General features: G+C 70.3%; 25 protein-coding genes. 8 read left to right on the top strand and 17 right to left on the bottom strand.

Features of this window, described 5'->3' with window-relative positions:
* Positions 1-200 precede the first annotated feature (200 nt).
* The 4 genes from Acor_RS12240 to Acor_RS12225 all read right to left on the bottom strand — a co-directional run bounded on the left by Acor_RS12240 (position 201) and on the right by Acor_RS12225 (position 2,491).
* Entirely contained in the window at positions 201-1,154 is a 954-nt protein-coding gene (locus tag Acor_RS12240; protein ID WP_155336718.1) for a D-2-hydroxyacid dehydrogenase family protein, read from the bottom strand.
* 147 nt (positions 1,155-1,301) lie between these two features.
* Positions 1,302-1,742, bottom strand: a complete 441-nt coding sequence (locus tag Acor_RS12235; protein WP_155336717.1) for an SRPBCC domain-containing protein — start codon at positions 1,740-1,742, stop codon at positions 1,302-1,304.
* The gene (locus Acor_RS12230) at positions 1,742-2,056 is read right to left on the bottom strand and encodes an ArsR/SmtB family transcription factor (RefSeq protein WP_246238605.1); all 315 of its coding nucleotides are present in this window, start codon (positions 2,054-2,056) and stop codon (positions 1,742-1,744) included. The genes Acor_RS12235 and Acor_RS12230 overlap by 1 nt, the downstream gene beginning before the upstream one ends.
* A gap of 252 nt (positions 2,057-2,308) precedes the next feature.
* Positions 2,309-2,491: a hypothetical protein gene (locus tag Acor_RS12225; RefSeq protein ID WP_155336715.1), complete on the bottom strand. Its 183-nt coding sequence runs from the start codon at positions 2,489-2,491 to the stop codon at positions 2,309-2,311.
* Positions 2,492-2,732: 241 nt separating this feature from the next.
* On the opposite strand from Acor_RS12225, the gene Acor_RS12220 reads away from it, so the two are divergent.
* Complete coding sequence (locus Acor_RS12220; protein ID WP_155336714.1) at positions 2,733-5,873, top strand: hypothetical protein; 3,141 nt, start codon at positions 2,733-2,735, stop codon at positions 5,871-5,873.
* 485 nt (positions 5,874-6,358) lie between these two features.
* On the opposite strand, the gene Acor_RS12215 is transcribed toward Acor_RS12220, so the two are convergent.
* The 6 genes from Acor_RS12215 to Acor_RS12185 all read right to left on the bottom strand — a co-directional run bounded on the left by Acor_RS12215 (position 6,359) and on the right by Acor_RS12185 (position 10,301).
* Positions 6,359-6,790 (bottom strand): PIN domain-containing protein, encoded by a 432-nt coding sequence (locus Acor_RS12215; RefSeq protein WP_155336713.1) that lies wholly within the window; start codon positions 6,788-6,790, stop codon positions 6,359-6,361.
* Complete coding sequence (locus tag Acor_RS12210; protein ID WP_155336712.1) at positions 6,783-7,049, bottom strand: hypothetical protein; 267 nt, start codon at positions 7,047-7,049, stop codon at positions 6,783-6,785. The genes Acor_RS12215 and Acor_RS12210 overlap by 8 nt, the downstream gene beginning before the upstream one ends.
* Positions 7,050-7,368: 319 nt before the next feature.
* Complete coding sequence (locus Acor_RS12200; RefSeq protein WP_155336711.1) at positions 7,369-7,596, bottom strand: transposase; 228 nt, start codon at positions 7,594-7,596, stop codon at positions 7,369-7,371.
* Between the two features lie 169 nt (positions 7,597-7,765).
* On the bottom strand, positions 7,766-8,200 hold the full coding sequence (locus Acor_RS12195) for a hypothetical protein (RefSeq protein WP_155336710.1): 435 nt from the start codon (positions 8,198-8,200) through the stop codon (positions 7,766-7,768).
* Between the two features lie 327 nt (positions 8,201-8,527).
* A complete protein-coding gene (locus tag Acor_RS12190; protein ID WP_155336709.1) occupies positions 8,528-9,493 on the bottom strand; it encodes a hypothetical protein in 966 nt (321 codons plus the stop codon).
* Between the two features lie 52 nt (positions 9,494-9,545).
* Positions 9,546-10,301: an RCC1 domain-containing protein gene (locus Acor_RS12185; RefSeq protein WP_422664801.1), complete on the bottom strand. Its 756-nt coding sequence runs from the start codon at positions 10,299-10,301 to the stop codon at positions 9,546-9,548.
* Here Acor_RS12185 and Acor_RS42120 point away from each other — a divergent pair.
* Positions 10,225-10,440: a hypothetical protein gene (locus Acor_RS42120; RefSeq protein WP_170316887.1), complete on the top strand. Its 216-nt coding sequence runs from the start codon at positions 10,225-10,227 to the stop codon at positions 10,438-10,440. The genes Acor_RS12185 and Acor_RS42120 overlap by 77 nt on opposite strands.
* A 47-nt stretch (positions 10,441-10,487) precedes the next feature.
* Here Acor_RS42120 and Acor_RS12180 read toward each other — a convergent pair whose 3' ends face one another.
* The 3 genes from Acor_RS12180 to Acor_RS12170 all read right to left on the bottom strand — a co-directional run bounded on the left by Acor_RS12180 (position 10,488) and on the right by Acor_RS12170 (position 15,553).
* Entirely contained in the window at positions 10,488-11,285 is a 798-nt protein-coding gene (locus Acor_RS12180) for an alpha/beta hydrolase (RefSeq protein WP_155336707.1), read from the bottom strand.
* A gap of 104 nt (positions 11,286-11,389) precedes the next feature.
* Positions 11,390-14,113, bottom strand: coding sequence for a helix-turn-helix transcriptional regulator (locus tag Acor_RS12175; protein WP_155336706.1), 2,724 nt, complete (start codon positions 14,111-14,113; stop codon positions 11,390-11,392).
* A 27-nt stretch (positions 14,114-14,140) separates the two neighbouring features.
* A complete protein-coding gene (locus tag Acor_RS12170; protein WP_155336705.1) occupies positions 14,141-15,553 on the bottom strand; it encodes an RICIN domain-containing protein in 1,413 nt (470 codons plus the stop codon).
* Between the two features lie 254 nt (positions 15,554-15,807).
* Here Acor_RS12170 and Acor_RS45395 point away from each other — a divergent pair, with 254 nt between their 5' ends.
* The 3 genes from Acor_RS45395 to Acor_RS12150 all read left to right on the top strand — a co-directional run bounded on the left by Acor_RS45395 (position 15,808) and on the right by Acor_RS12150 (position 18,676).
* Entirely contained in the window at positions 15,808-17,424 is a 1,617-nt protein-coding gene (locus Acor_RS45395) for a fibronectin type III domain-containing protein (RefSeq protein ID WP_281353208.1), read from the top strand.
* Between the two features lie 178 nt (positions 17,425-17,602).
* Positions 17,603-17,995 carry an LppU/SCO3897 family protein gene (locus Acor_RS12155; protein WP_155336704.1) on the top strand — a complete coding sequence of 131 codons (393 nt, stop codon included), beginning with the start codon at positions 17,603-17,605 and terminating at the stop codon, positions 17,993-17,995.
* Positions 17,996-18,055: 60 nt separating this feature from the next.
* Positions 18,056-18,676, top strand: coding sequence for a hypothetical protein (locus Acor_RS12150; RefSeq protein ID WP_155336703.1), 621 nt, complete (start codon positions 18,056-18,058; stop codon positions 18,674-18,676).
* Position 18,677: 1 nt separating this feature from the next.
* On the opposite strand, the gene Acor_RS12145 is transcribed toward Acor_RS12150, so the two are convergent.
* Positions 18,678-19,592, bottom strand: a complete 915-nt coding sequence (locus Acor_RS12145) for an NmrA family NAD(P)-binding protein (RefSeq protein ID WP_155336702.1) — start codon at positions 19,590-19,592, stop codon at positions 18,678-18,680.
* Positions 19,593-19,741: 149 nt separating this feature from the next.
* On the opposite strand from Acor_RS12145, the gene Acor_RS12140 reads away from it, so the two are divergent.
* A complete protein-coding gene (locus Acor_RS12140) occupies positions 19,742-20,188 on the top strand; it encodes an Lrp/AsnC family transcriptional regulator (RefSeq protein ID WP_218034244.1) in 447 nt (148 codons plus the stop codon).
* Here the strand turns inward: Acor_RS12140 and Acor_RS12135 are convergent.
* From Acor_RS12135 to Acor_RS12125, 3 genes are read right to left on the bottom strand one after another with little or no spacing between them, the layout of a single operon-like run.
* A complete protein-coding gene (locus Acor_RS12135; RefSeq protein WP_218034243.1) occupies positions 20,161-21,159 on the bottom strand; it encodes an N-acetylglucosamine kinase in 999 nt (332 codons plus the stop codon). The genes Acor_RS12140 and Acor_RS12135 overlap by 28 nt on opposite strands.
* A complete protein-coding gene (locus Acor_RS12130; RefSeq protein ID WP_155336701.1) occupies positions 21,156-22,415 on the bottom strand; it encodes a 6-phospho-beta-glucosidase in 1,260 nt (419 codons plus the stop codon). The genes Acor_RS12135 and Acor_RS12130 overlap by 4 nt, the downstream gene beginning before the upstream one ends.
* Positions 22,412-23,632 carry an ROK family transcriptional regulator gene (locus tag Acor_RS12125; protein WP_155336700.1) on the bottom strand — a complete coding sequence of 407 codons (1,221 nt, stop codon included), beginning with the start codon at positions 23,630-23,632 and terminating at the stop codon, positions 22,412-22,414. The genes Acor_RS12130 and Acor_RS12125 overlap by 4 nt, the downstream gene beginning before the upstream one ends.
* Before the next feature lie 117 nt (positions 23,633-23,749).
* Here Acor_RS12125 and Acor_RS12120 point away from each other — a divergent pair, with 117 nt between their 5' ends.
* Both Acor_RS12120 and Acor_RS12115 read left to right on the top strand, forming a co-directional pair.
* Complete coding sequence (locus Acor_RS12120) at positions 23,750-24,787, top strand: LacI family DNA-binding transcriptional regulator (RefSeq protein WP_246238603.1); 1,038 nt, start codon at positions 23,750-23,752, stop codon at positions 24,785-24,787.
* Between the two features lie 164 nt (positions 24,788-24,951).
* A partial coding sequence (locus Acor_RS12115) for an extracellular catalytic domain type 1 short-chain-length polyhydroxyalkanoate depolymerase (protein WP_155336767.1) occupies positions 24,952-25,949 on the top strand: 998 nt, incomplete at its 3' end.

The raw sequence follows: 25,949 nt of genomic DNA, 5'->3' as shown, positions 1-25,949 counted from the left end.
GAGCCGCTGCTCGACCTTCAATCAACCAGGTAGAGCGTCTCCCGCCCGGCTGTGGCCCGGGGCGGGTTACACCCAGTGCACCTGTGTTTTGATCTTCCTTCGTCCGGAACGCTTCCTAGAGGTCGACGCCGGTTCGGTTGGCGATCGCCATCGGCAGGATCAGGACGTTGACGCACCCCTCTCCGATGCCGGCCGCGCGTTCAGGCAGTCAGGACCCGTATCGGGGACCCGGCCCGCCAGGCCGCGATGTCCTCGACGACCTGCTGGTACATCGTGCGGTACCCGGCCTCGGTGACGTACCCGAGGTGGGGCAGCAGCACGGTGTTGGGCGCGCCCCGCAGCGGGTTGCCGGCGGGCAGCGGCTCGGTGTCGTAGACGTCCAGCCCGGCCCCGGCGATCGTGCCGGTGGTCAGCGCGGTGACCAGCGCGTTCTCCTCCACGATCGGCCCGCGCGAGGTATTGACCAGGATCGCGGTGGGTTTCATGGCGGCCAGTTCGGCCGCGCCGATCAGCCCGGTTGTCCGGTCGCTGAGCTTGAGGTGGACGGTGAGGACGTCGCTCGCGGCGAGCAGTTCGCCCTTGGGCACCCAGGTCACGCCGGCCTCGGCCGCCCGCTCGGGGGTCAGGTTGTGGCTCCAGGCGATCACCCGCATGTCGAAGGCCTGGCCGATCCGCGCCACCTGCGTGCCCAGCCGGCCCAGCCCGAGCACGCCCAGCGTGCTGCCGGCCAGGCCGGTGCCGACGGTGGTCTGCCAGCGGCCCTCGCGCAGCGCCCGGTCCTCGCTCACCACGTGCCGCCGGCAGGCCAGGATCAGCGCCCAGGTCAGCTCGGCGGTGCTGGAGCTCTTGGCCGAGCCGGACATGGTCGTGCCGACGACCGTGACGCCGTGGGCCGCGGCCGCCGCCAGGTCGATGGCCGCGTTGACCATGCCCGTGGTCACCAGCAGGCGCAGATCCGGCAGCCGGTCGAAGGTCTCGGCCCGGAACGGCGTCCGCTCGCGCATCGCGACCACGACCTGCGCCCCGCGCAGCGCGGCCGCCAGCTCGTCGAGGCCGGCGAGGTGCTCGTGCAGCACCTCGACCTCCCCGGGCAGGGAGTCGAAGCCCAGGTCGCGGGCCACCCGCTGATAGTCGTCCAGAACGACGATCTTCATGCGGTCATGGTATGCGGAGCTGCGGGCGAGTCCTGGCCCGGGCCTGCGGTCCGGCACGGAGAAGCCAGAATCATCCATGCGTCAGTGAGGCGTAAGGCATGGACTCGCGGGCCAACGGTCAACTACCGGAGAGTACGTAGCCGTGCGTCACGACAGCGGCTCGCCGGTCTCCAGGAGGGTCTTCAGGCCGCTGAGTACGAACATCCAGCCGTCGCCGAAGACGCTCTCCGCAGTCTTGGGGGAGTCGTCGAGCTGGTCGTGGGTCAGCGTCAGCTTGCAGTAGCCGCCGTCCTGCGGCTCGATTTCCCAGGTGACCCGGCTGGTCTTCTCCTCGGCCAGGTCAGGGTCGTAGAGCGAACGCCACTCGTGTACCAGCCGCCGCGGCGGATCGAACACGGTGACCGCGCCGTCGCCCCAGTTCGAGCCGTCGGGTCCGCGGGCGATGTGCCCGTCGCGGGTGTTGGTGATGCGGGCGCGGTGGAAGTAGCGTTCGGTCGCCTCAGGGGTGGTGATCGCCTGCCAGATCCGTTCCGGGCTGGCCTTGATGAACACCCGGTAGATCTGCGTGGCCGATGTCGTCGTGGTCATCACTCCGCCTCCAGTTCGTTCTTCAGGTCGGCCAGCAGCGCGGCCGGCCCTTCCCTGTACTTGTCGATCCAGCGGTCGTGGATGAGCCGGATCGGCACCGGGTTGAGAAAGTGCAGTTTCTCCCGGCCCGACCGGCGGGTGACCACCAGCGCGGCCTTCTCCAGCACACGCAGGTGTTTGGCCACCCCGAACCGGCTCATCTCCAGCTCGGACTCCAACTCGGTCAGCGTGCGCCCATCCCGCTCGAACAGCCGGTCCAGCAACAGCCGCCGAGTCGGGTCCGCCAGCGCCTTGAAGACCCGGTCGTCGTCCACGACAACAGCATATGAGACCATTTGGTCTCATATCTAGGGCGGAGCTGGGAACGGCCTGCTCGCATCACCCGCGACAGGGCTCGCGGAAGGCGAAACCGGGGAGCGGTGAAGCGGGTACATCAAGCTGGCGGGGCGGATGCTGCCGCGTCAGGCTCTCCCAAGCGGGAACGTCGCTTGTCGGGTGTTTCACAAGATCATCCGTTATGGGCCGACTTCGACCAGCGGTCTGTTTCTTGCGAGGTGTGGCCCGGATCACTGGTAGGCGGCTACGGCGGCGAAGTAGAGGGCGAGGCTGGTTGCGGCCGCGCCCGCGCCGGTGAGGATCGCCTGGGCGGTGCTCAATCCGGTGGTGCGGGCGATCAGGCCGGCGATGATCGCGATGTTGAGCGCGACGGAAAGGGCCAGCAGCAGAAGCAGGATCTCGGTCAGGGTCATCTCGGGGCTCTCCAGTGAGGTCGCGTGCCCGACAGGGCCGGTGGATGAGGCCGAGGCTGGCCGTCCAGAAGGCCGTCCCGCAGGAGTGCGATCCCAGATTGCACAGATCGGGGTTGCGGGTGCAGGCGGGCGGCCTAGGGTGCGAGTCAGGCAGAGGTTGTGTCCAGGCCGGATGTCCCGGGGCGGGCTGGACACCCACCTCTGCCTGGTCCCTTGACGGATGATCAGGAAGGTGCCGGTGATGGCGAGCTCTGCGGCCGGGGAGGGGGAAGCCGACTTCGCCGCGCTGATCGCCGCGCTGGCCGACTTCCGCGCCAACCGCTTGGGCGGGCAGCCGTCCGACCGTACCCTGGCCAAGATTGCGCAGGTCAGCCCGACCACGGTCGGGAAGTGGCTACGCGGGGACCGGTTCCCGCAGCGGATCGATCCGGTGCTGGCGTTGCTGAGCGCGGTGCGGGGACAGGCGGAACATGCCGGGCCGATGCACGGCGGCGAGGCCGCGCTGCTGGAAGCGGGGCGATGGCGTGCCGCCTATATGGCTGAGGCCGGCCGTTTGGCGGAGGGGACGCGCACGGCGGTGCAGGCAGAGCAGGGCCGGGCAGCGCTGGAGCGGTCACGACCGGGCCGGCCGCTGGGCGAGGTGCGCGACCCGTTCGCCCTGGAGGTGCACCGCGCCATCGACTCCCCCACCGCTGGGCTGCCAGCACTGCCCGCCTACGTCGAGCGCGCACATGACCGGGTGCTGGGTGAGGTGGTCGCGCAGGCCGCAGCCGGGACCAGCCAGATCGCGGTGCTGGTCGGGGGCTCCTCCACCGGCAAGACCCGCGCCTGCTGGCAGGCGCTACGGCCGCTTCGCGAGCGATTCCCCGGGTGGCGGTTATGGCATCCGATCGACCCGACCCGCGCCGACGCCACGCTCGCCGAACTGGGGCGGATCGGGCCGTCCACGGTGGTGTGGCTGAACGAAGCCCAGTTCTACCTCGCCGACCCCGCCCTGGGCGAACGCGTCGCCGCCGGGCTGCGCGAATTGCTGCGCGACCCGGACCGAGTGCCGGTACTGATACTGGCCACCCTGTGGCTCAATCACTGGGATACCTTGACCACCCGTTCCGGCCCGGACGCGCACGCCCAAGCCCGGGAGTTGTTGGACGGGCACAAGATCCGTGTGCCGGACGCCTTCACCGGAGCTGACCTGGACGCGCTGGCCCAGCGGGCCGAGGTCGACCCTCGCCTCAAAGAGGCCGCCGGTCATGCCCGGGACGGCCAGATCACCCAGTATCTGGCCGGGGTGCCTGTACTGATGGACCGCTACCGCGATGCCGTACCCGCGACCAAGGCAGTGATTCACGCGGCCATGGACGCCCGGCGACTCGGCTGCGGACCACATCTGTCGTTGGCGCTGCTGGCCGGTGCCGCCCCCGGCTATCTATCCGACACCGAATGGGACCACACCGGCCAGGACTGGCTGCGACACGCCCTGGACTATGTGACCACCCCCTGCAACGGCATCCCCGGCATTCTCACCGCGGTCCCCGGTACTCCCCGTAACCAGCGCACCGGCCCCAGCACCACTGCTCAATCGCAGGCCGGATCTGGGCCGATCTACCGGCTGGCCGACTACCTCGACCAGCACGGCCGCCACCAGCGCACCGAGCAGATCGAGCCCATCGACTTCTGGACCGCGGCCGCCGCCCACGCCCACCTCAGCGACTTGGGAGCCCTCGGGTATGCCGCCTGGCGGCGCGGCCTGTACCGCGACGCCTCCCAGCTTTACAAACACGCTGCCGCCCACGGCAACCCCGCCGACGCTGCCGCCCTGGTCGACCACGTTCACGCCGTGCATCCTGGCGATCACCGTCCCGCTCAATGGGCCGCCACGCACGCAGTCTGCGACAATCCGTACGCTGTGGCCGAGCTGCTGAAGGTGCTGCGAAAGGCAGGGGCAGGCGAACAGGTCACGGCACTGGCTGAGCGTGCCGTCACTCATGTCAGCCTCGACAATCCGGCCGCCGTGGCTTCGCTGCTGAACACGCTACGGGAGGCCGGGGCGGAGCAGCAGATGAGCGCGCTGCTGGCCCGCGACCCCGCCGTCCACGTCGCACTGAAGAAGCCGTCCAGTGTGGCCGATCTGCTGGTCGCGCTGCGCGAGGGAGGTGCAGGCGAACAAGTCGCAACGCTGGCTGCGCGTGCTGCCGCGAACATCACCTTCCACAGCCCGTACGCCGTGGCCGAGTTGCTGAAGGCGCTGCGACAGACCGGGGTCGGCGAACAGGTCGCGATACTGGCTGAACGCGCCGCCGCCGACACAAGCCTCAGCAGCCCTCATGACCTGGCCGACCTGCTGGTCGCGCTTCAAGAGGCCGGGGCGAGCGAGAAGGCCGAGCGGCTGCTCTCCCGCACGTTGCCGACGAGCATCGCCACCGCCTCCCACACCCTCGACCACCCACGCGCCGTGGCCAGACTGCTGCGCACTTTGCGAAAGGCCGGGGCGGACGAACATGTCACAGCAGTGGCCGCGCGTGCCGCCGCCGCCCATACCCTCGACCACCCGGGCGCGGTGGCCACACTGCTGGACGCGCTGCGAGAAGCCGGGGCAGACGAACAGGTCAATACGCTGCTGGCCCGAGACCCCGCCACTTACGTCGCTCTCGACCCGCAGGGCGTGGCCAGGCTGCTGGTCGCGCTGCGCGAGGCAGAGGCCGGCGAACAAGTTGCCGCGCTGGCCAAACGTGCTGTCGCTCACGTCAGCCTCGACAATCCGGCTGCCGTGGCTTCGCTGCTGAACGGGCTACGGGAGGCCAGGGCGGACGAGCAGACCAGCGCGCTATTGGCACGCGACCCCGGCGCCCACGCCCCTCTCAACCACCCGTACGGTGCGGCCGCCCTGCTGAACGCACTTCGCAATGCCGGGGCGAGCGAGCAGGTCGGCGCGTTGCTGGCCCGTTGCCCCGCCGCCCACGCCGACCTCGAGCCGTACGGCGTAGCCCGGCTGCTGGACGTCCTGCGGGAGCTCGGTGAGCACGAACAGGTCACAGGGCTGGCCAAGCGAGCAGCCACTCACATCCCAATCAGCCACCCGAGCGCTACGGCCAGGCTGCTGGAGGCGCTGCGGTTGGCCGAGGAGAACGAACAGGTCACGGTGCTGGCCAAGCGAGCAGCCAGCCACACCACATTTAGGAAATCGAAACATCTGGTTGGACTGCTGGACGCGTTGCAGAGTGCCGGGATGAGCCAGGAGGTCACCGTGCTGGCTCAACGGCTTCCCGCCGCCGGCCGCTTCGACCGGTACCTGGAAATCGGCAATCACCGTGAGCGGTTCAGATTCGGGCGGGAACCCGACGGCAACGCCGCCGCTCCCTGGACGTGGGATGACCTGCAGTGACCTGCGAAAGCTAGGCTGGTGCCGGGTCCCCACCCGGCCGGCGGTGTGTGCACCGGGTGAAACGGGTCGATCCCCCCGCCGGAGAAGACGCGGCCGGTCCCCAGGGGCCCCGATCTGTCCACGGTCTTGTCGTACCAGGGGGTGGCTCTCGGATTCGGTCACGGGCTCGCGCCTCGGCCGGGTGGAGGGCCGGTTCGTCTCGGTGTGGATGGCGTACTTCAGCGCCGACGGGTCGACGCTCGCCGTGTACGACGCGGAGGGCGGAAGCCGCATCCATCTATGGGACATGGTGGGACAACGTTCGCTCGGCGACCGGCCGTCCCCGTGGCACGACGGGCGTTCCGTACCGCGAATACAAGCCGAATCTGGCGTTCAGCCCGGACGGCACGGCCATCGCGATCCGGTACAGGGACCAGGAGAACACCCGGTTTGAGGTGTGGGTGCCGGACTCGTCGCCGAGTGCGCCCAAACGCACCGAACTACCGCTAGTTGTCGGGTTCGGCTATTTCGATTGTGTGGAGCGGGTGTTCAAGCGCGGCTGAAGAGTCCTGCCAAACGGCGGCGTTCATGGTGAGGATTGGGCAGACCGAGATGTTGGCGATCGCCGCAACGTGCGCATCCCACGGGTCGAGTCCGGTGGCGGAGATCATGTCGATGAGATCAGCTGCCTGATCGACGCCATCCAGCGGAGCGACGACGACGCTGCCGAACGCTGACAATCCGGCCAGCAGCGCCTCAGCGTCGGCGACGCCTCGGTTGGCCAGCAACGCTCCGGCTACGGCCAGTACCGGCGCCACCATGGGCTGGCCGGTCCGGTCGAAGTCCTGAATGAGGCTGATGAGGTCGCCGTCTCCGCGGACCAGTTCCTGCAGGACGCTGGTGTCGAGGATGTACGGCGTCGGGGTGTGATCACTCACCGGCCGCTACCTGGAAGCCGCTGTCGCGGGCTTGTTTGTCTACGTGCGCGCGTATCCGGGCGACTCTGGCCGGGTCGGCGAGGGCTGCGCGCTCGCGCAACATCGCCAGCCCATGGAGCTCGCGGCGGCGGCGGGCCAGAAGAGCCGCATTGAACGCGGCGGATACCGATTGTTCGCGGCCCGCCTGGACGAGCTGTTCGGCGTAGTCGGCTGCTGCCGGGTCCACGGTGATGGTGATGCGCCTTTTAGCGTCGCTCATACCCGGGGATCATACTACCGGTTTGGGGAGCGCGGATGGGTGCAGAGATGCACGATGGCCGAGGTCGGCAAATCGGCGAGCAATAAATCTACAACGTAAAGCACCGGTTCTTGGAGATTCTGTTTCCACCGCTACCCAACAGAAGGTAAGCGAAATCACAGGAAGCACGCTCAGGACGATTTGAAAGCTGCGGACCTGCGGACGACGATGGCGGCGGTGCGCAGGACCGCGGCTTGCAGCACCACGGCCATCCCACCGGCCGGCACAGCCCACAGCACGACGGCGGCTCCCGCGATGGAGCTGGAGCTCGGACCGGTGATCAGCAGCAGGACTCCAGTTCCCGCACGCTCTTTTCCCCGCCGTCCGAATTGACGCCGGGTTCGACGCCTCCGTGTTCACGCCGCCACGCGCGCACCCAGTTGTGCAGCGTGGTGTCGTGGACACCGAGCTCTCTGGCCACATGCGTCACCGGACGGTCCCCGTCCAGCACCATGCGGACGGCCTCGTCCTTGAACTCCCGCGAATACGCGACCCTGCGCCGTGCCAACTTCTACGTCCTTCCGGTTACCCCAACCCTAGTTGGGGAGCTGTCCGGAATCTCTAGGGCACCTCACCCGATCAGTGCCCACTGCTCGTCGGACACGTCGCTGCGGTACGGCTTGCGCTCGCTCACCGAGCCATCCCAGCACATCCGAGCCCACCAACCGGCGGTAACGCTACAAATCCAATCGATCACACTGTGGCATCAAAGACTTCGACTCACGTAAAGCCCTCTGAGCGAAGGTGCCGTCGGGGTATGACCCGTTGTCGACCGCGCAGAGATCCATGATGACCGTCATACGCTGGCAGCTCTCCCCGTCCGGGCAGCCGATGGTCGATGTGCGCGGCTCGTCGATGCCGATGTCGCTCGCCGAGATCCAGTCCCGGAACGGATTGATCGAATTATTGAACTCGTTGTCGAAATCCGTCTCCGGCACCATGATGGCACGCGCGGTCTTCTCGTCCTTGCCGAGTACGGCCTCGATGTAGGCGCTCACCACCTCCCGCGGCCCGGCCGAGACGGGCGGCACCGGCACCTCTCGCCTGACGACCTGACCGAACCAGCACCGGGGGACCAGGACGTCCGCCAGCAGCGCAAAACCGGCAAGCATGGTGCAAAGGACCACGACTGCGTACAAGGCGATTCGGACGGGTGCCCGTAAAGGGGGGTCTGGCCCTCGCCGCCGATCTCCTCGCGCGAGACATGAAATGATCTTAAGTGGCAGGCGGGCGTTCAGGAGCGGTAGGAGCCCGAGCCGGCGGCTGCGACAGCAACCTCCCTCGGGGACCCAGCCGCGATGCCGGTCGTGTCCGACCGACACGCGGGTCGTGCTCGTACGGACGCGGCGGGATTTCCCGTGACCGGGGTTCCCCGAGATACAACGCCTGGACGCGGCAAAGCGGCCGGCCATGAAGCCGATCACGACCGGCCCGGTGAACTAGAAACGGTTGATTGTCCACTGGGACATGCGCAGCAGGGCGCTCACGAACTGCAGGTTGGTGCCGACCGTACGGCCGAAGGCGAGACCCGCGTACCCTTCCAGCTGGAAGTCCAGGTTCAGCCCCAGCAAGGTCGTCACAGGATGGGCGGGGTTCAGCGCGAAGTCCACCCGCGGGAACCGCAGGAAGCCAGGGAGCGAGATGTTCGCGATCTCATTGTCCTGAGAGAGGTTGATCAGGGTCCGGCGTTCGTGACCCTGCCCGATGATGGGCCCGCCCGGGCCGCCGTGCACGATCTGGTCGAGGCGCAGGAAACACTTGGACCAGTTGTCACCCCAGTGGTCCTGGGTGAACCCGGTCATGGGGCCGTCCAGTGTGCAGGTCGGCTGGGAGGTGAACCTGCCTGGACCGCCCGGCGGCATACGGTCGGGCGACAGCACGAACTGCGCGACGACGTTGATGCTGGCCTGCCACAGGTCGCCGTTCACCCGCTTGAGGTGGCCGCTCATGCTCAGGCCGCGGGAGGTGTTCTCGACGAGGATCGAGCTGGTGGTGCCGCTGCCGGTGGCGGGCCAGCCCCAGTCCGTACGGGCCCACCACATCTCGCCTATGCCCGCGGCCCGGGGCTCCGGGAGGGGTTCGTAGCCGTACTTGGGGAGCGTTGACTTCTTGCTGTCGGAGGGGATGGTGAGATAGTCGGTCCGCCCGTCGCGGCTCTGCACCCAGGCGTCGTACTCCCGGCGCAGGTCCAGCTTGTCGGCCAGGGACTCCATCAGGTGGAGTCTCGCGTCGGCTGATTTGCCGCGGGGAATGATACTGGGCTCTATTCCCGGCAGCGTCATCTTTTGATATTCGGTACGGACCTGGGTGACCAGGTCATAGGCCGGGTCACCGGCGATCCAGTCCGATTCCTCATGCCCGCGCAGGAGCCCGTTCTGGGATTTTTCCGTTGTCGAGTTACTCATTTTTCCGTCCTTGGCTTGTGGAAGGGAGCAAGGCTGAATTGAGCATCCCCGTTCACGAATTACCGCGAACTAATAGGCGGGTAAAGGGCGCGTCATTCTTCGGGCCGGGTACGGCGTGTCCTGATGCCGGGTTCGGGTCGGCCAGAGTGAGCAGGTAGAAGGACTGTCGGCTGGTGGATCCGGCGGTGCCGGTGACGGTGATCTCGAGTGTGTCGAACGGTTCGATGACCGTGTTTCTGGTCAGCGTCATGACCGAGGTGCCTCCGGCCTGGACGACCGGCGGGTTGAAGGAGGCCGTCACGCCGGAGGGCAGACCGGTCGCGGTCAGGGTGATGCTCTGGGTGGATCCGTTGACGGCGGAGGTGACCACCTGCGACTTGATGGTCTTGTTGCGGAGCAACACGCCGGAGTCCGGGCTGAAGCCCAGGCGGAACGTGGGCGGCAGCGGCTGCGTGGAGCTGAACGCGAACGCGTTGTGCTGGTTGGCGCTGGAGGCCGACACCCGGGTGGCCCTGGTGAGACCGACCACAGCAACCGGAGTGGAGGAGCGGTCCACCTCGATTCCCGCGCCCAGCTGACCCTCGGGGTTGTGACCGACGGAGAGCACCTGGCCGTTGTCATGCGTGAAGTAGGACGTGTTCGCGCCGGCGGCGATCTGGGTGACGCCAGTCTGCATGACCTTGGTCATGTTGGTGACGGATCCCGGGAGGGAGCCGAGTTGTCCCTGCGGGTTGGAACCCCAGCCCCACACGGAGCCGTCCGAACGAAGCGCCAGAGCGAAGTGGTATCTCGCCGCGACCGGCGGCATCCGCCCGTGGCCCTTCAAGGTCTCCCCGGCCCTCGCCGAGATCATCAACAAGGTCCTGGGCGAGCCCGTCCTGAAGGCGGGCGAGCCGCTGTTCACGCTGGCCCCCGTCCTGAAGTTCACGCCGTTCCGCCAGGGCTGACCCGGAAACGGCCTCCGCCAAGAGCAAGGAGGAGGCCGTTCTCCGCGCTACCTGGCGTGCTTCAGAGCCCAGTCCAGGGCGTAGTCGGCGATCTCCTGCCAGCCCTCCTGGGCGGGCAGCAGGTGGGAGTAGCCCGCGTACTCCTTGATCTCGGTGACCGTGCTGGACTTGTAGTGCCTGGCGTTGGACTGCTGGACCTTCGGCGGCATCAGGTGGTCGAGCTCGCCGGAGATGAACAGCAGCGGGGCGCGGTCGTCGTTGTGGTAGTCGACCCAGGAGCCCTGCCGGCCCGGCTGCAGGGTGGCGAGGGCGCTCTCCCAGAAGATGCTGCCGGAGGCGGGGATCGCGTAGCGCTCGTAGAGGGCGCGCGACTCCTCCTCGGTGAAGGTGTTGGTGAAGGCGTAGTGCCACTGGTCGTGGTTGAAGGCGACCGCCTTGTGCCGGTTGGCGGGGTTCTTCAGGACCGGGAAGGTCGCCTTGAGCTGGGACAGCGGGACGACGGCGACACCTTCGGTGGGGGCCGAGTTGATGGCCACCCCGGCGGCGCCGTACCCGTGGTCGAGCAGGATCTGGGTGAACACGCCGCCGGCCGAGTGGCCCATCAGGATCGGCGGCTGGTCCAGGCCCCCGATCAGGGTCTCCAGGGATTCGACGATCTGGGGGATGGTCACCTGCTCGATCGGGGTGGGGTCGGCGTTGAGCGCCTCCACCCCGGCCTCGAAGCCGGGGTAGGCGGGGGCCAGCACGCGGAAGCCCTTCGCCTCGAAGTGGGTGATCCAGTGCTCCCAGCTACGCGGCGTCACCCAGAAGCCGTGAATCAGGACGATCGTGTCGGGTGCGGTCATGGCGGAGTCCCTTCCGTGCCTGGCGGAATGCGTGCGGTGCCGCTCCGATCCTGGTACGCCGTGCGCCGCGCCCGAATCCCGTGGAACGCGTAGTCGTGACGTGTTCAGCCGGGCAGGACCCGCGCCAGCTGACGCCGCGAGCTGACGTCCAGCTTGCGGAAGATCTTGCGCAGGTGGTAGTCGACCGTGTTCACGCTGATGAACAGGTGCGCGGCGATCTCCGCGTTGGTCGCGCCGCCCTTCGCCAGCTGGGCGATCGCCGTCTCCTGCGGGGTCAGCCCGGACGGCGCGCCCGCCGACCGGCTCTGGGCCTGCTCGCCGGTGGCGGCCAGTTCCAGCCGGGCCCGCTCGGCGAACCCCGCCGCCCCCATCCGCTCGAACATCTCCAGCGCCGTACGGAGCCCGTCGCGCGCGTCCCTGCGCCGCCGCCGGCGCCGTAGCCACTCCCCGTACAAAAGGTGCGCCCTGGCCAGGTCGGCCTCGCACCCGGCCGAGCCGAGCAGGTCGATCGCGCCCAGGTAGAGCGGCTCCGCGTGGTCGGGATGGGCCAGCACCGCCTCGCAGCGGGCGAGCAGGCCGAGCGCCCACGCGGTGCCGTTCGCGGTCGCCCGCGCGGCCAGGGTGCGCAGCGCGCCGGCGGCCAGCACCCGGTCACCGGCCCGCACCGCCGCCTCGACCAGGTCGGGCAGCAGCCGGGTGTGCATGCCCAGGGCGTCCTGCTCGACCAGGTCGCGGGCGATCGCGGCGGCTTCCGCGTACCGGCCCCGGCCCAGCTCCAGGATGAGCGAGCCGATCCGGGAGATGGACACGATCGCGCCGTTGCCGAGCAGGTTCCCCGCGTCCGTCGCGCGCCGCAGGACGATCTCCAGCGCGTCGTCGGAGGCGTGCCAGGCGAGCAGTTCGGGGTGGCGGTACAGATCCCAGGCCTGGTCGGTCGCGCCGATCGCCGCGCGGATCTGGTGGCCCTCGACCAGTGAGGCGTCGGCCGCGGTCAGGTCGCCGAGGATGGTCTCGGTCATGGTGGCGCAGAACAGCGCGGTGTCGAGCTGCCAGAGGGCGCCCGTCCGGCGGGCGATGGCGGCGGCGCGGCGGATGATGCCCAGCCGGATCTCCCGCTCCCACAGGATCATGGTGAGCGAGACGCCGAGCTGGTAGCTGCGGAGCACGTCCTCGTCGGGGGTGTCCGGGTCCAGCAGGGCCGCGCCCGCCCGCCGGATGTGCGGCACCGCGGCTTCGTACCCTTCGGTGGCGAGTACGGCGAACGCGTAGGTCAGCAACCCCGTCAGGTCCCGGCGGCGGGGCCGCGCCAGCACGGCTTCCGCGACCTTGGCCGGGGTGGTGCCTCGCAGCAGGCCCTCGCTCACGATGGTGTTCTCGCAGGCGCGCAGCAGCGCCACGCCGCCCGATTTGGTGTCGCCCATGGCGAGCGCGGCGGCCAGGAACAGAGCGGCGACCTCGCCGTGCACGCCGGGTTCCGCCATGCCGATCTGGACGCTGGCGCGGATCGTCAGTCCCCGGCCGCGCCCGGGTTCGTCCTGGTGGGCGGGGTCGATGGCGTCGAGCAGGGCGATCGCCTGCACGGTCGCGCCCGCCATCTGGGCGGCCTCGGCCGCGCCGAGCAGGCGTCCGGTCCTGACCGGTCCCGCCTCGGTCAGTTCGGCGGCCCTGGCCAGGAAGGTGGCGCGGGCCGCGTAACCGCCGCGCCGGCCCGCGCGTTCGGCCGAGGTCTCCAGTTCGGCGGCGACCGGTTCGTCCGGCCCGGTCGCGGCGGCCGCCCGGTGCCAGCAGCGCAGGTCGGCGTCGGCGGTCCTGGTGGTGGCCGCCGCCAGCGCCGTGTGCGCCCGCCGCCTGGCCACGCTGGTGGCGCCGCCGTACACGGCGGAACGGACCAGCGGGTGCCGGAAGACCGCCTCGGAGCCGAGGGCGATCAGCCGGGCCGCCTCGGCGGGGCCGGTCGCGTCCGCGCCGACGGCCAGGAGCACGGCCGCCGCCCCGATGTATCCGAGGTCGCCGTTCGGTTCCGCGGCGGCCAGCAGCAGCCAGGTCTGGGTGGCCGCCGGCAGCGCACGTACCTGGCGGAGGTAGTGCTCCTCCAGGCGGCTGCCCACCGGCAGCGGCTCGGGCAGCGGCACCCCGCCGGTCAGCTGCGCCGCCGACAGCTCCCGCGCCAGGTCGGTCAGGGCGAGCGGGTTCCCGCCGGTCGCCGTGATGATCTGCGCCGCCACCCGGGCGTCCAGTGCCCCCGGCGCCACCGACCTGAGCAGCTCCATCGCGTACGGCGCCGCCAGCCCCGACATCTCGGTGACCGGCAGCCCGTCCAGCGCGCCGAACCGTTCCCGTACCCCGAACAGCAGGCCGATGCCCTCGGCGTGCACGCGCCGCCCGACGAAGGCCAGCACGTTGATCGACTCACTGTCCAGCCACTGCGCGTCGTCCACGCAGCACAGGATCGGCCGCTCGGCCGCCGCCTCGGCGAGCAGGCTCAGCGTGGCGAGGCCGACCAGGAACCGGTCCGCCGAGGGCCCCTCCGCCAGGCCGCACGCCACCAGCAGGGCGTCGCGCTGGGTGTCGGCCAGCCGGTTCGGCCCGGCCAGGAACGGGATCAGCAGCCGGTGCAGCGCCGCGAACGGGAAGTCGGCCTCCGACTGGATCCCCGAGATCCGGATGACCCGCAGGCCGGCCGCGGCCCCGGCCGCGTACTCCAGCAGCGCCGTCTTGCCCACGCCCGGCTCGCCGAGCAGCACCAGCGCGCCGCTCAGCCCGCTCCGGGTCGCCCCGACGAGATCATCCAGGGCCGATCGTTCGGCGTCCCGCCCCCACAGAGCCATGCACCACATTCAATCAGGACAAATCATTTACAGCGCGGTACGCGTGATCTGCTGCTGGTTGCCGCTGTGACAGGCGTACTGCTGGAGCTGGACGTTGTCGGCGGTGGAACTGCCGGGCAGGTCCAGGCAGCGGCCCGAATGGCGGGCCGCCAGGCGCAGGTAGCCGCCGCCCGCGTCCTGCAGGGTCCACTGCTGGTTGGCGCCCGTTCCGCAGGTGAACTGGAGGATCGTGGCGTAGTCGGCGGTGCCGGCGCTGTTCACGTCGAGGCATTTCCCGGAGTGGCGGGCGATGACCTGGACGTAGCCCCCGCTGATCGACTGAATGCGCCATTGCTGGTTGGTCCCGCCGTTGCACGCGTACTGGACGACGGCGGCGCTGTTGGCGGTGGACTGGTTGCGCACGTCCAGGCATTTGCCGGAGTGGCGCAGGGTCAGGCGGTCGTAGCCGGAGCCGGTCGCGGACAGGGTGCCGGTGGCGGTGTCGACGCTGAGCTGGCGGGCGTTGGTGAGGCTCATGGTGGTGCTGCTCGGGAACTGGATCGGCAGCCAGACGTAGCGGGAATCGTTGACCGGGCCGCCCCACGCGCCGGCCCAGCGGTCGCCCATATACAGGTACGAGGTGGTCTGGGTGCCCTGGATCGGCAGTACGTACGTGGACTGGGAGCCGAAGGTGAGGCTGTCGCCGACGTTCTGCCAGGCGCTCCACGGGCCGGTGATGCTGGTCGCGGTGGCGTACTTGGCCTGGTTGGGCTGCCAGCCGGTGGCGGCCGAGGTGAGCAGGAAGTAGACGCCGTTCCGCTTGAACAGGGCGGGCGCTTCGCGGTGGTCGCCGTCCCACATCCGGACCAGCGCGGAGACCGACCGGTAGTCGGGGGTGAGCCGGTAGATGTGCAGGTCGAAGTTCTCGTCCGCCGCGGAGATCATGTAGCCGGTGCCGTCGGTGTCCACGAACACCGTGATGTCCCGCGACATGTGCCCCAGCGGGCGGAAACTGCCGAGATAGGTGTAGTTGCCGTCCACGGTGGAGGACACCGCCACGGCCGCCCGCGCCTCGCCGTAGTCGCTGCCGTTCTCCTTGTGCATCCACATCACGTACTGGCCGGTGCTCGCGTTGTAGATGACCTTCGGCCGTTCGATGTTGGCGACCTGGAGTTCCGCCGCGCTCGACTGGGTGAGCACGTTGCTGCGGAACTCCCAGATCCGCAGATCGGTCGACCGGTAGACCGAGACGTACCGGAATGTGCCGTTGCTGTTGCGGTTCTCGCCGAACCAGTAGTAATAGGTCCCCACCTTCAGCACGCCGCCGCCGTGCGCGTGCAGCAGCGAACCGCCCGTGTCGGTGAACTGCGCCCCGACCGGCACGGCCGCCGCCGCCGCCGCGGCCGGGCTCCCCGCCAGGATCAGCGCGAGCGCCGCCACGAGTGCCACGATTCTGGACATGGGGCCTCCTTCTCGCACCGGATGGGCACCCGAAAATTAGGTCGGTAATCCGAAAGTTGCAATGACGAAGATCATCTATATTGGCGGGGCAGGGCTCTCAGCGGGGATTATGCCCGGCGGCCATCAGCCGGAATGGCGAAAATTACATTCCGGTATCGGAGAAGCCGCAGGTGACCGATATCGGTCTGAGGTGTGACATGCCCTACCAATCGGTCCGCTCCTAGCATCGCCTGAGCCGATCAGAGGAGTTTCACGTGCGTCGAAAAATCAGTACCTTCCTCACGGTATTACTCACCATGGTGGGGGCGACCGTCTTCGGCTTCTCGTCCCCCGCCCAGGCCGCGCCCGTACGCGTCATGGCGCTGGGCGACTCGATCACCGGCTCGCCCGGCTGCTGGCGGGCGCTGCTCTGGAACCGTTTGCAGAGCGCCGGTCTCACCAACGTCGACTTCGTCGGCACGCTCGCCCCGCAGGGCTGCGGGGCGCCGTACGACGGGGAGAACGAAGGCCACGGCGGGTTCCTCGCCACCAACGTGGCCAACGGGAACCAGTTGCCGCCCTGGCTGTCGGCCACCAGCCCGGACGTCGTGCTGATGCACTTCGGCACCAACGACGTGTGGAGCAACATCGCCCCGGCCGCCATCCTGACCGCGTTCAGCAAGCTGGTCGACCAGATGCGGGCCAGCAACCCGAACATGAAGATCCTGGTCGCCAAGATCATCCCGATGGCGGCGAGCGCCTGCGGCCCGTGCCCGCAGCGCGTCATCGACTTCAACAACGCCATCCCCGCCTGGGCCGCGGGCAAGACCACCGCCGCCTCGCCGATCACCGTGGTCGACCACTGGACCGGCTTCAACACCACCACCGACACCTACGACGGCGTGCACCCGAACGCCGCCGGCGACCAGAAGATGTCCAACGCCTGGTACCCGGTGCTCGCCCCGCTGATCGGCGGCGGCAACACCACCCCGCCCACCGTCCCCGGCACGCCCGTCGCCTCCGGCGTGACCGCCACCGGCGCCACCCTCAACTGGACCGCCTCCACCGGCGGCACCGGCGGCGTGGCCGGCTACAACGTGCATCGAGAGCAGGGCGCCACCGACCCGCTCCTGGCCTCGCCTGCCACCAACACGGTCACCCTCACCGGCCTGACCCCCGCCACCCAGTACCAGATCTACGTCCGGTCCAGGGACGCCGCGGGCAACCTGTCCGCCAACTCCGGCCTCGTCACCTTCACCACCCAGGCCGGCACCTGCACCGACACCACCCCACCCAGCACACCGGGCGCCCCGACCGCGTCCGGCGTGACCTCCTCCGGCGCCACCCTCAACTGGGCCGCCTCCACCGACTCCGGCTGCTCCGGCCTGGCCGGCTACAACGTCTACCGCGAGCAGGGCGCCACCGACCCACTCCTCGGCCAGACCACCGGCACCACCCTCGCCCTCACCGGCCTGACCGCGAGCACGGCCTACCAGGTGTACGTCCGGGCCCGTGACAACGCCGGCAACCTGTCCGGCAACTCGCCCCTCGGCACCTTCACCACCACCGCCGGCGGAGGCGGCGGGGCCTGTACGGTCACGCCCACCACCCAGACCCAGTGGGGCAACGGCTACGTCATCCAGCCGGTCACCGTGACCGCCGGCGGCGCCGCCATCACCTCCTGGACCGTCACCTACACCCTGCCCGCGAACCACACCATCACCGGCTCGTGGAACGCTAACGTGACCGTCAGCGGCCAGACGGTGACCGCCAAGAACGTCGCCCACAACGGCAACCTGGCCGCCGGAGCCAGCACCAGCTTCGGCTTCCAGGGCAGCCGCCCCAACGGCAACACGGCGGTCCCGACCGGCTACACCTGCACCACCCCGTAAAACCGCACCGGTAGAACAGCACCCGCAAGACTCCGCCGGCCGGGCTCCCAGGTGGCACCGGGAGCCCGGCCGGCGGCCCCGCGCCCACCCTGCCCCAGCATGACTCGGCACGCTCGGCATCGTTGAAGCCCTGTTAAGTTGCTGTCTCGTCATGTCGTCTCAAAGCAGGAAAAGAGAAATGACGGAAACCCCCCAGCAGCCCGTCACGTTCCGTGAGAAGCGCAAAGGCGCGGGCAAGCTCATCGTCAAGCGCGTCGCGGCCGGCGTCGTCGGCGCCATCCTTCTCGCGGGTGGCGGCTACGTGTACAACCAGATGACCGGAGCTCCCGAGATCGCCAAAGCCGGCGACTGCCTCGCCGGCGCCTCGGCCGACGACCTCAAGGTCGTCGCCTGCACCGACCCCACCGCCACGCTCACGGTCGCGGGCCGGGTCGAGGACAAGACCCAGAAGGAATGGGAAGCCGACCAGGAGGGAGCGATGTGTTCGGCCTTCCCCAGCGCCGACCAGTCCTTCTGGGAAGGCAAGGAGGACAGCACCGGCTACGTGCTCTGCCTGGCCCCCAAGCAGTAGTCGGCCTGGTGAAAGCCGGGGTCAACTTCCGTGCAAGGGAATGCCGCTAAATTTCGGTGCATGATCAGTCGAATGGTTCTCGGTGGTGCCGCGGTCGCGGTCGGCGCCGTGTTGATGGTTCCGGTCGCGGCGTCCGCCCAGCAGGCGCCCGCCCCCGCCACGGTGGCGAAGCAGCTGTTCAAAGCCTGGCTCAAGAACGACAAAGTGGCCGCGGGCAAGGTGGCCACGCCGGGCGCGGTGAAGAGCATCTTCGCCTACTCGTTCAAGGCGCCGGACAAGTTCGCCGGATGCTCGGGGAACTACTGCCGGTTCGTGCACACGAGCGTGAACGTGCCGGGGGACCTGAACGGGCTCGGGATGGTCGTGACGGGGAACAAGGTGACGCGGGTCTACCGGTCGCGGCACGCCTCGCCGGCCACGGTGACCAAGTACTTCCACCAGTCGTACGTGCTGGGGGACCGGCGGCGGGCGCTGGAGGTGGCCACCAAGGTCGCCGTCGACAAGCGCTTCCAGGTCGCGTACGACCCGGACGGGGTCACCCACTTCTACCAGGGCTGCAGCAAGGAGCCGAAGGGCTACTCGTGCGCCTACTCCTACGAGGGCGGCGCCGTCTTCATGCACGTGCGCGGATCCAAGGCCAGGGGCTACGAAGTGGCCAGCATCAGCTTCATCGCCGACTGAGTCACCGGAACAGCCCCGGATGCGCGTCGACGAAGTCGCGGATGTCCGAAGCGGGCTTCCCGGTGAGGAGTTCGACGTCACCGGTGACCCGGTCGTAGTGGTTCGCGGCGTGGAGTTCGGCCATGGTGAGCACATGGTCGAAAAGGTGCGGTGACAGGCCCAGCGGCTTCAGCTCCCGGCGGGCCCACTCGGCCAGCGGGACGTCGGCGTAGCTCACCGGCCGGCCGAGCGCCGCGGCGAACTCGGCCGCCACGGCCGGCATGTCGCGCGAGACGGGCCCGGTCAGCTCGTAGACCCTGCCGACGTGCTGCCCGGGGGAGCGCAGGACGGCGGCGATGACCTCGGCCACGTCGTGCGCCGCCACCGGGGAGGTACGGCCGGAGCCGAACGGCAGCCGGATCGTCCCGTCCTCCTTGATCGAGGCGGCCGCGAGCCTGGCGAAGAGCGGATTCTCCATGAACACCGTCGGCCGGACGTGCACGACCGGCAGGCCCGACCAGTTCAGCGCCTGCTCGGCCAGCCAGTGGTAGCGCTGGTGGATCGACTCCTGCGTGCTGGACAGATCCATCTGCGAGACGGTCATCTGCGACATGTTCACGAACACCTCCAGCACGCCGTAGCGCAGCGCCACCGTGGCCACGGTGAGCGCCGCCTCCAGGTAGTCCGCGGTGACGCTCATCCCGAAGTACATCCGCCCGCAGCCGTCCACCGCCCGCACCAGATCGGGCGCCCTGGTGAGGTCGCCGACCACGACCTCCGCGCCCATCGCCCGCAGCGCCCCGGCCCGCTCGTCCTCCCGCCGGACGAGCGCGCGCACCGGCAGCCCGTCCCGGCGGAGCAGCTCCACCACGGTACGGCCGACCGCGCCGACGTCCCCGGCGGCGCCGGTCACCAGAATCGGCCGTTCATCGGCCATCAGAGCCTCCTGACCTGCGGCGATGCCTATCGACCAGCATGCCCGGACGATCCGTCCCCAATCGCGTGGGGCGGATGGGCCACGTGATGGAATCAGGACGTGACCACATCCGGGCTCGGGAGTGGTCACGGCGGCAGTACCGTTTGCGGGTGGAGGAGATCGATCGCCGCATCGTGACGCTGCTGGCCGCCGATGGGCGGATGAGCTTCACCGACCTCGCCAAGGAGACCGGGCTCTCGGTGTCCGCGGTGCACCAGCGGGTGCGCCGGCTGGAGAAACGGGGCGTGCTGCGGGGATACGCGGCCCTGATCGACTACGACGAGATCGGCCTGCCGCTGACCGCGTTCGTCTCGATCAAGCCGATCGATCCGGCCGCCGCCGACGACGCGCCGGACCGGCTGCGGCATCTGACCGCCATCGAGTCCTGCCACAGCGTGGCCGGCGACGAGAGTTACATCCTCAAGGTCCGGGTGTCTTCGCCGCTCGGGCTGGAGGACCTGCTCAACCAGATCCGGGCCGCCGCCAACGTCTCGACCCGGACCACGGTGGTGCTGAGCACACCGTACGACTACCGGCCGCCCGCTATCGCGCCCTGACCTTCGACGCGCTGACCCACGAACCGGGCGCGGACCCGGTCGTACGCGGCGGGCGGCGCGCCGAAGTGGTCGAGGCCGTACAGGGCCGCGCCGACGATCGGCGGGACCTCGGTGACGATGAGCGTGGCGTGCGGGGCCGCCGCCGCGTACCGCTCCTCGATCAGCGCGGTGAGCAGCGGGTCGCGGGCGGTGAGCACGCCGCCGCCCAGGACGACCTCGCAGCGCGATTCCAGCAGCCCGGCCCTGCGCATCGCGACCGTGCCGAGCAGGGCGACCTCCTCGGCCATCCGGTCGACGATCCCGCGCGCGATCGGGTCGGCGGGGGCCAGGGCGAGCAGCGGGGCGACCAGTTCGTGCAGGCGGTCCATGGGCAGGTCGCCGAAGTGGAAGGCGATCACGGCCTCCTCGACGGTGCGGGTGCCGAAGGCGGCGGCGACCGCGCCGGTCAGGCCGGTGGCGGGGCCGCGGCCGTCCTCGGCGCGCGCGGCGTGCCAGAGGGCCTCCTCGGCCAGGCCGTACCCGCCGCCCCAGTCGCCGCTGAGGCGGCCGAGGGCCGGGAAGCGGGCGACGCGGCCGTCGGGGGCGACGGCGACGGCGTTGATCCCCGCGCCGCAGACCACGGCGGCCCCCCACCGCGCCGACGAACCCGACCGCAGCAGGGCGAAGGTGTCGTTGCCCACCACGACGCTGCGGCTGTAGCCGCGCCTGAGGAGTTCGGCGCGCAGCCGCTCCTCCTCGATCGGCAGGTCGGCCCCGGCCACGTAGGCGGCGATGTGGTCCGCGTACGGCGGCGGCACCCCGGGCAACATCCGGCCGGCCGTCTCGCCGATCACGTCGATGGCGGCCGGCACCCCGGCGCTCTGCGGCTCGAACCCCGCCCCCCTGCCGACGGCCAGCACCTCGCCGTCCTCGGCGATCAGGGCCACGTCGGTCTTGCTGTTGCCGCCGTCGACCGCGAGCACGGTCCTCACCGGGCCGCCCACGGCAGGTAGTCCCGGTTGGCCGCGATCAGCCGGTCCGCCAGCCCGGCCGCGAGGGTGGCCTGCCCGATCAGCGGGTGCGCCAGCAGCGCGTCCCTGACCCGGTCCGCGCCGCCGTGCCGGGCCGCCGCCAGGGCCAGCGTCTCGTACGCCGAGACGTTCCCGATCAGCCCGCGGAACAGCGGCTCGACGGCGGGAACGGGCAGCGGGGTGGCGCCGCCCGCGCCGACGGTCGCCGGGACCTCGATCACGGCGTCGTCGTCCAGGAACGGCAGCGTCCCGTTGTTCAGGGTGTTGACCACCTGGACGTCCCCCCGGTCGCCTGCCAGGGAGGCGATCAGCGCCACCGCCGCCTCCGAGTAGTACGCGCCGCCGCGCTTGCCGAGCAGCTCCGGCTTGGTGTCCTCGGCCGGATCGGCGTAGATCTCCAGCAGCGCGTCCTCCATGGCCTTCACCTCGGCCGCCCGGGACGGCTTCGCCCGCTGCTCGGCCACCACGGCGTCGTGCTCGTAGAAGAAGCGCAGATAGTAGGAGGGCACCACGCCGAGATGGCGGAGCACCCAGGCGGGCAGCCCGATCTCGGCCGCGATCCCGTCGCCGTGCTCCTCGATCAGCCGGGGCAGCACGTCCACGCCGTCCAGCAGGACCGCACGCTCCCAGGTCAGGTGGTTCAGCCCGACGTGCCCGAGCGAGATCCGGCCCGGGTCCACCCCGAGCCGCTGCGCGAACCTGCGCTGGAACCCGATCGCCACGTTGCACAGGCCGATGGCCCGATGGCCCTCCGCCAGCAGCGCCTTGGTGACGATCCCCACCGGGTTGGTGAAGTCGACGATCCACGCGTCCGGCGCGTGCTCCCGCACCTTGGCGGCGATGTCCAGCACCACCGGGACCGTCCGCAGCGCCTTGGCCAGCCCGCCCGCGCCGGTCGTCTCCTGCCCGACGCAGCCGCACTCCAGCGGCAGCGTCTCGTCCACGTTCCTGGCCGCCTGCCCGCCGATCCGCAGCTGCAGCAGCACCGCCCCTGCGCCGGCCACGCCCGCGGCCACGTCCGTCCAGGTGGTCACCCGGGCCGGCTGCCCGGCCCTGGCCAGCATCCGCCGGGACATCCCGGCGATCAGCGCCAGCCTGCCCTCGTCCGGGTCGACCAGCGCGACCTCGGTGACCGGCAGTTCGTCGCGCAGCCGCGCGAACCCGTCGATCAGCTCGGGCGTGTACGTCGAGCCGCCCCCGACCACGGCGATCTTCACCCATGTGCTCCTGTCAGCTGAACCTTCGTGGAACTGAAAACCTCGTCGCGGACGGCCTCCAGGGCCAGATGCAGGCCGCCGGCGAGCACTGGGTTGCCGACCACGGTGGACAGCCGCAGCGGCGGGCGGGGCAGGCACAGCGCGTGCAGCTCCCGCTCGATCAGGGCGCGCAGCGTCTCGCCGCCGGCCATCAGCATGCCGCCGGAGAGCACGACCAGCTCGGGGTCGACCACCGCGGTCACCGCCGCCAGGCCCATGGCCAGCCGCGCCGCCACCTCGCGTAGCGCCGCGTCCGCGGCCGGGGCGAGTCTGGTCGCGCCGGCGGCGGTGCGGACGGCCTGCCGTACGGCCGCGGCCGGGGTGGTGCCGCGCAGGCCGTGGCCGTGCAGCACCCGCAGCACGGCCGGGCCGCCGGACAGGGCCTGGAAGCCGTGGTCGGCGTCCTCGCCGACCTCGCGGACGGTCGGCGCGCCCACCGCGGGCATGTAGCCGACCTCGCCCGCGCCGCCGGTCGCGCCCCGGTGCAGCCGCCCGCCCAGCACCAGCGCGGAGCCGATGCCCGCGTCCGCCCACAGCAGCACGAAGTCGCGGTGGCCGCGCGCGGTGCCGTGCGCCCGCTCGGCCAGCGCGACCAGGTTGACGTCGTTCTCCACGTCCACCGGCACGCCGATCCCGTCCCTGAGGGCGCCCAGCAGGTCGGGGATGTGCCAGCCGGGGATGTGCGCCGCGTAGCCGAGCCGCCCGGTGCCCGGGTCGAGCGCGCCCTGGATGCCGATCACCACCCGGTGCGGCGGCGGCAGGTCCGGGCCGGCCCCCGCCAGCGCGGCCCGGACCTTCGCCACGACCCCTTTGGGGTCCCCGGCCGCGCGCCCCGGCGTGCGCAGCCGGTGCTCCGCGATCACGGTGCCGGTAAGGTCGGCGACGGCGACGTCGATTCTGGCCGGGGTCACGTCCAGCGCGGCCACGTGCGCGGCGCCGGCGTTGATGCGGTACAACTCGGCTGTGCGGCCCGGCAGGCCTTCGCGGATGCCGTCCAGCACCACCAGGCCGGCTTCCTGGAGCCGGGACAGCAGCTGGGAGGCGGTCGGTTTGGACAGTCCGGTCAGGGCGCCGAGCTCGGGCCGGGTCAGCGGCCCGCGGTCGAGCAGCACTTGCAGCGCGGCCTTGTCGTTGATCGCCCGCAGCAGGCTCGGGGTGCCGGGCACGAGCTGGGTCACGGGTGCTGTCCTCCAAGCGCCGATTAGGAAAGTTTCCTAACCACTCAAAGAAAGTAAAGAAACTTTCCGAACCAGTCAAGTGCCGCAATCCAGTTGTGACCGAGGTAAACTGCGCGCGTGACGACGGCGGATCCGGAGGCGCGGCGGCGCGGGCGCCGGCGGGGCGAGATGACGGTCGCCTCCATCGCCAGGCTGGCGGGAGTCTCCGCGCCCACGGTCTCCAAAGTGATCAACGGCAGGGCCGGAGTGGCCCTGGACACCCGCAGGCGGGTCGAGGCGCTGCTGCGTGAGCACGACTACCGCCGCCCGGAGGCGGTCGGCCCCGCCGCCATCCTCGAAGTGGTGTTCACGGCGCTGGAGAGCCATCTGGCCATCGAGATCATGCGCGGCGTCGAGTCGGTCGCCCGCGAGCACGAGCTGGCCGTCGGCTTCACCGAGATGCGCGGTCGGCTGGCCCCCGGGCGTGGCTGGCTGGAGCAGGTGCTGGCCCGCCGCCCGGCCGCCGTCATCGCGGTCTACGCCGGCTTCTCCCCGCAGCAGCAGGGCCTGCTGGACAGCAGCTCCATTCCGCTGGTCGCCCTGGATCCGACCGGCGAGCCCGGCCACGCCATCCCCTCGGTGGGCGCGACCAACTGGAGCGGCGGCGTGGCCGCCACCCGGCACCTGCTCGACCTGGGCCACCGCCGGATCGCCAAGATCGGCGGCCCGCCCGCCTTCCTGTGCGCGCGGGCCCGGCTGGACGGCTTCCGGGCCGCCATGGACTCGGCCGGGGCGCCGGTGGACCCGAGCCTGATCCGGGACGGCGCGTTCGCCTTCGAGGACGGCCTGGCCCTCGGCCGCGAGCTGCTCGCCCTGCCGGATCGGCCCACCGCCGTCTTCGCCGGCAACGACCTGCAGGCCCTCGGCGTCTACGAGGCCGCCAGGGAGGCCGGGCTGAACGTGCCTCGGGACCTGAGCGTGGTCGGCTTCGACGACCTGGAGTTCACCCGCTGGTGCGGCCCGCCGCTGACCACGGTCCGCCAGCCGCTGGCCGACATGGGCGCCACCGCCGCCGAGATCGCGATCGCGCTGGCCGCGGGGGAACAGCCCGCGCAGAGCCGGGTCGAGCTGGCGACCACTCTCATCGTCCGGGCCAGCACCGCGCCGCCCCGATGAAAGTTGCACCTTGAAACATCGCTGAAACCTCGCTGAGCCCCTGCTCAGACCGGCGGCCCCGTCAGGCGGCCAGGCCTCGTGCTTGACCCGAACCCGAGCCCTGCCTACGTTCGCGGCGAATACGATCGCTCGTGCTTGCGAAACGTTTCTAAGGAGAACGGCGAATGGGGAAGCTGAAAAGCCCATTCCGGCTGGCCGTCGCAGCGATGCTGGTGCTGACGAGCCTGGTGCTCGCCCGCCCGGCCGCCGCGGCGTCGTTGGTCGAGGTGACCGGCTTCGGGACCAACCCGACCAACCTGCGGATGCACATCTACGTGCCTGACAACGTCCAGCCGAATCCGCCCATCCTGGTGGCCGTGCACTACTGCACCGGAACCGGCCCCGCCTTCTTCTCGGGCAGCCAGTTCGCGTCCCTGGCCGACCAGTACGGCTTCATCGTGATCTACCCCACGGCGACCCGCAGCGGCAGCTGCTTCGACGTGTCCTCCCAGCAGGCCCTGACCCACAACGGCGGCAGCGACCCGGTGGGCATCGTGTCGATGGTCCGCTGGGCGGTGCAGAACCGCAACGGCGACGCCAACCGCGTCTACGTCACCGGGGCCTCCTCGGGCGGCATGATGACCAACGTGCTGATCGGCGCGTACCCGGACGTGTTCAAGGCGGGCGCGGCGTTCATGGGCGTGCCGTTCGCCTGCTTCGCCACCACCGACGGCTCGATGTGGAACAGCCAGTGCTCCGGCGGCAACCGGATCATGACCCCGCAGCAGTGGGGTGACCTGGTGCGCAACGCCTTCCCCGGCTACACGGGGGCGCGCCCGCCGATGCAGATCTGGCACGGCACCACCGACACCACGCTGGCGTACCCGAACTTCAACGAGCAGATCAAGCAGTGGACGAACGTGCACGGCATCAGCCAGACGCCGTCCTCCACGACCACGCCGCAGCCGAACTGGACCAGGACCCAGTACCGGGACAGCGGGGGCACGCTGAAGGTCGAGGCGTACAGCATCGCGAACACCGGCCACAGCCTGCCGCTGAGCGGCCAGGCGGCGCTGGCCATCCAGTTCTTCGGCCTCAACACCACGACGCCCGGCGACACGACGCCGCCGACGACGCCGGGCACCCCGACCGCGTCCAACATCACCTCGACGGGTGCGACGTT

It is taken from the genome of Acrocarpospora corrugata (assembly GCF_009687845.1).
Taxonomy (GTDB): domain Bacteria; phylum Actinomycetota; class Actinomycetes; order Streptosporangiales; family Streptosporangiaceae; genus Acrocarpospora; species Acrocarpospora corrugata.
The sequence above is the reverse complement of the archived record's forward strand: the minus strand, read 5'-3'. Positions and strand labels throughout refer to the sequence as shown.